General features: G+C 43.1%; 5 protein-coding genes. 3 read left to right on the top strand and 2 right to left on the bottom strand.

Annotation, left to right across the window (positions count from 1 at the left end):
- Both B4J23_RS10500 and B4J23_RS10505 read left to right on the top strand, forming a co-directional pair.
- Positions 1-474: CinA family protein (locus B4J23_RS10500; protein ID WP_034702490.1), on the top strand; the 474-nt coding region annotated here is incomplete at its 5' end.
- A gap of 106 nt (positions 475-580) precedes the next feature.
- Positions 581-1,195, top strand: a complete 615-nt coding sequence (locus B4J23_RS10505; RefSeq protein ID WP_291360521.1) for an aminotransferase — start codon at positions 581-583, stop codon at positions 1,193-1,195.
- 76 nt (positions 1,196-1,271) lie between these two features.
- On the opposite strand, the gene prpC is transcribed toward B4J23_RS10505, so the two are convergent.
- A complete protein-coding gene (prpC, locus tag B4J23_RS10510; protein ID WP_125279852.1) occupies positions 1,272-2,411 on the bottom strand; it encodes a bifunctional 2-methylcitrate synthase/citrate synthase in 1,140 nt (379 codons plus the stop codon).
- Between the two features lie 4 nt (positions 2,412-2,415).
- Positions 2,416-3,300 (bottom strand): methylisocitrate lyase, encoded by an 885-nt coding sequence (gene prpB / locus B4J23_RS10515; protein ID WP_125279851.1) that lies wholly within the window; start codon positions 3,298-3,300, stop codon positions 2,416-2,418.
- A gap of 229 nt (positions 3,301-3,529) precedes the next feature.
- Between prpB and B4J23_RS10520 the strand changes: the two genes are divergently transcribed.
- Positions 3,530-3,840 (top strand): TetR/AcrR family transcriptional regulator (locus B4J23_RS10520; protein ID WP_291360519.1); only part of this gene is annotated, 311 nt, incomplete at its 3' end.

Raw genomic sequence — 3,840 nt, forward strand, 5'->3', positions numbered from 1 at the left:
ATGATTAAAACATGTTGTGGCCTGCTGGAACAAAGAAACATCAAGATTGCTTTTATTGAAAGTGCAAGTTCTGGCTATTTAACCAGTCAGTTTTCAATTTGCAAAAATGAAGGTGCTGAAATCTTGCTGGGTGGTCTAGTGTGCTACGATCCGTCTGTGAAGATTAATGTCTTGGGAATTTCTCCGAATCTGATTAGTACCCATTCAGCTGAATCCATGCCTGTAACGGTTGCTCTGGCTGAGGCAGGCAAAAAAATGTTTCAGGAAGCTGACTGGATTATTGCTTGTACAGGCTTGCTTAAACCAGGCGGTAGCGCGACCCCAGATAAGCCGGAAGGTACTTTCTTTGCCGCTGTTTATGATGGTCTTCAGACTCACCAGTTCCAGTATTATATTAAAGGTACTCCACAGGAACGTCTCAATAAACTGGCAGCCGTCATCGCACATGACATGATTAATCTACTCAACACCTAAAGCTAAAACTGTTTATATTGAGTGCTGATCAAACTTCATTATTTCTACTGTATTTATAGTTAAATTATTTTTATAAAAGCACGTTTTTAATGAGGCCTGATCAGTGATGAAAATAAGAATTGCAGCTCTTTTGCTCGCCCTTGGCATTCCTGTATCCGCTTTCGCCACTGTCGGTGGCCCACAGAATATTGAGGTTTTGGGTTATGAAGTCAAAGACCAGAAACTTTATCTGTTGCGCCATTATCTCGATGGTCGCGGACGCCTACCTCAACTGTATTATTATAATTTTAAATCCAAAACCTCGAATCAGTTAATTCAGGTGAACTCTCTGTATATCAATCCAAAAACCAAGCAGATTGACTACGATCAGGACAGTCGTAAGTTTGAACAAGAAATTGCCAAAATTAAAAAGCGTCTGATTCCGTTAGTACCTCTGCAAAAGCAAAATATCCAGCTCAAGCTATTAAAGACCAGCAAAGGTACTGCCCCTGCATGGCATGACCCTAAACAGAAAGTTCCAAAATGGACTTATCAATATCGAGTGCAATCTGGCCAGTATAAAAGTCTTGTTCAGCAAGCAGTCAGCTATAAAGCAGATTTAAGATTAAGCCAAACTTACAAAGTAACGAAACAGAATAAAATACTGGTAACGGTAAAATACTTAGGCATCCCATTTGAAACCGGTTATCACATTGAAGATCCGGCATTATTAAGTCGTTAAACCAGCTTCCATAAACAATTAGCAAAAAATAAGGCCTCATAGAAACCTTATTTTTTATGTTTAGAATATCTTTGGCTTACGCAGCAGAAGTGCGCTCAGCAATTGGAACCACTTTACGCAATTCTGGACCAGTATAATCCGCGCTTGGACGGATAATCCGGTTATCTGCACGTTGTTCCATCACATGTGCTGCCCAACCTGTGACGCGTGACATCACAAAGATTGGCGTAAACAGTTTGGTTGGAATACCCATAAAGTGATAAGCAGAAGCATGGAAAAAGTCTGCGTTACAGAACAGTTTTTTCTCGCGCCACATCACTTCTTCACAACGTACTGATACTGGATAGAGCACAGTATCACCCACATCTTTTGCCAGTTTTTCAGACCACTGCTTGATAATGCCATTACGCGGATCATTGTCTTTATAGATCGCATGACCAAAGCCCATGATTTTTTCTTTACGCTCCAGCATGCCCAGCATTTCGCGCTCGGCTTCTTCTGGAGATTTCCAGTTTTCAATCATGTCCATTGCCGCTTCGTTGGCACCGCCGTGTAATGGACCCCGTAGTGAACCAATTGCGCCGGTAATACATGAATGCAGATCAGACAAAGTGGATGCACAAACACGCGCTGTGAAGGTTGAAGCATTAAATTCATGCTCTGCGTACAGGATCAGGGATACATTCATCACCTGCTCATGCAGCTGATTTGGCTTCTTGCCATGCAACAGATGCAGGAATTGTGCACCGATTGAATCATCATCGGTATTTTCATCAATGCGTACGCCGTCATGGCTATAGCGATACCAATAGCAGATAATTGCTGGTAGCGTCGCCAGAATACGGTCTGCGACGTCCTGTTGCTGATCAAAAGACTGTTCAGTTTCAAGATTGCCCAGCATCGATACGCCAGTACGCATTACATCCATTGGATGTGAATCGGCTGGAATGCGCTCAAGCACTTCTTTTAGTGCTTGTGGCAGTACACGCAAAGATTTCAGTTTTCCTTTATAAGCAGCCAACTGTTCTGAAGTTGGTAATTCACCAAAGAAAATCAGGTAAGCGACTTCTTCAAACTGACAGTTTTCTGCCAGATCTTGTACGTCATAGCCGCGATAGGTCAGGCCTGCACCACTTTTGCCTACTGTTGAAAGCGCAGTTTTTCCTGCGACTTGTCCGCGCAATCCTGCGCCAGTGAGTACTTTTCCTTCAGCCATTGTTTTAATTCTCCTGCTTGAACAGTTTATCTAATGTGTTTTCAAAGCTGTGATAATCTAAAAATTCGTATAATTCCTTACGCGGTTGCATTTTATCTAGAACATGCACCTGTGTACCATTTTCACGCACTGAGCGCATGACTTCCAGTGCCGCCTTTTGCATCGCACGGGTAGCTGATAGCGGGTAAAGTACCATGCGAATACCCTGCTCAGCCAGTTCTTCAGTGGTGTAATATGGGGTATCACCAAATTCGGTAATATTCGCCAATACTGGGACACCAACTGCATCACATACAGTACGATACATGGTAATGTCTGTCATCGCTTCAGCAAAAATGGCATCTGCGCCTGCTTCAACACAGGCACAAGCACGGTCAATCACTGCCTGCAGACCTTCTTTCTGAAGTGCATCGGTACGTGCCATCACTACAAAGTTTGAGTCGATTTTGGCATCGACAGCTGCCTTGATCCGGTCAACCATTTCCTGTTGGGTCACAATTTCCTTATTCGGACGATGACCACAACGCTTTTGTGCAACTTGGTCTTCGATATGCACAGCTGCAGCGCCAGCAGCAATCATCTGCTTGATGCTGCGCGCGATATTAAATGCACCGCCCCAGCCTGTATCAATATCAACCAGTAATGGCGTATCTACACGTTCAGTAATGCGACGCACATCTTCCAGAACATTATCCAGGCTGGTCATGCCTAGATCGGGTAGACCATAAGAATAGTTTGCAACACCGGCACCAGAGAGATAAATGGCTTTATAACCGACCTGTTTGGCCATCATGGCAGCATAGGCATTCACTGTGCCCATAATTTGTAATGGCTTTTCGACTTCAAGCGCTTGTCTAAACTTTAAACCTGCAGACATTTGTTCTGTCATCTTCCCTTCCACAGTCTTGGCTATAATTATTGAGATTTGAGTATACCGATTTGGAACCATGATGCTACAAGCCAATAGAATAAAAACTCTAAAACTTTAGTCAAACTTTTAAGTTTTACTTGACTCATTGAATAAATTCCGTCTTCATCCGGTCCGATTGTGAAATCTGCGGATATATTTGTTATGATGAACTACCAAGTTTATATAACCTGTTGATATACCATCCTCTATGCAAAACCTTGTTCATCTGGAACCACTCGCCAAAGATCTGCCACAAACCAAACGTGGTCATGAGCGCTGCGTTGCGCTGCTGGTCTCTGCGACCGAACTGTTTCTGGAACATGGTTATGATGCAGTTTCTCTTGATGATATTGTCCAGCATGCAGGCGGTTCCAAGGCTTCTATTTACAAGTACTTTGGCAACAAAGAAGGCTTGTTTAAGGCCATTTGCGATTATCGTCGTATCAAGTTTTTTGAAGATATCAGTATTCCGATCGAGCTGATGGCTCTGGATTTTCGTAGTTATCTGGTACATACGCT

The organism is Acinetobacter sp. UBA3025 (assembly GCF_002367915.1).
Lineage (GTDB): Bacteria > Pseudomonadota > Gammaproteobacteria > Pseudomonadales > Moraxellaceae > Acinetobacter.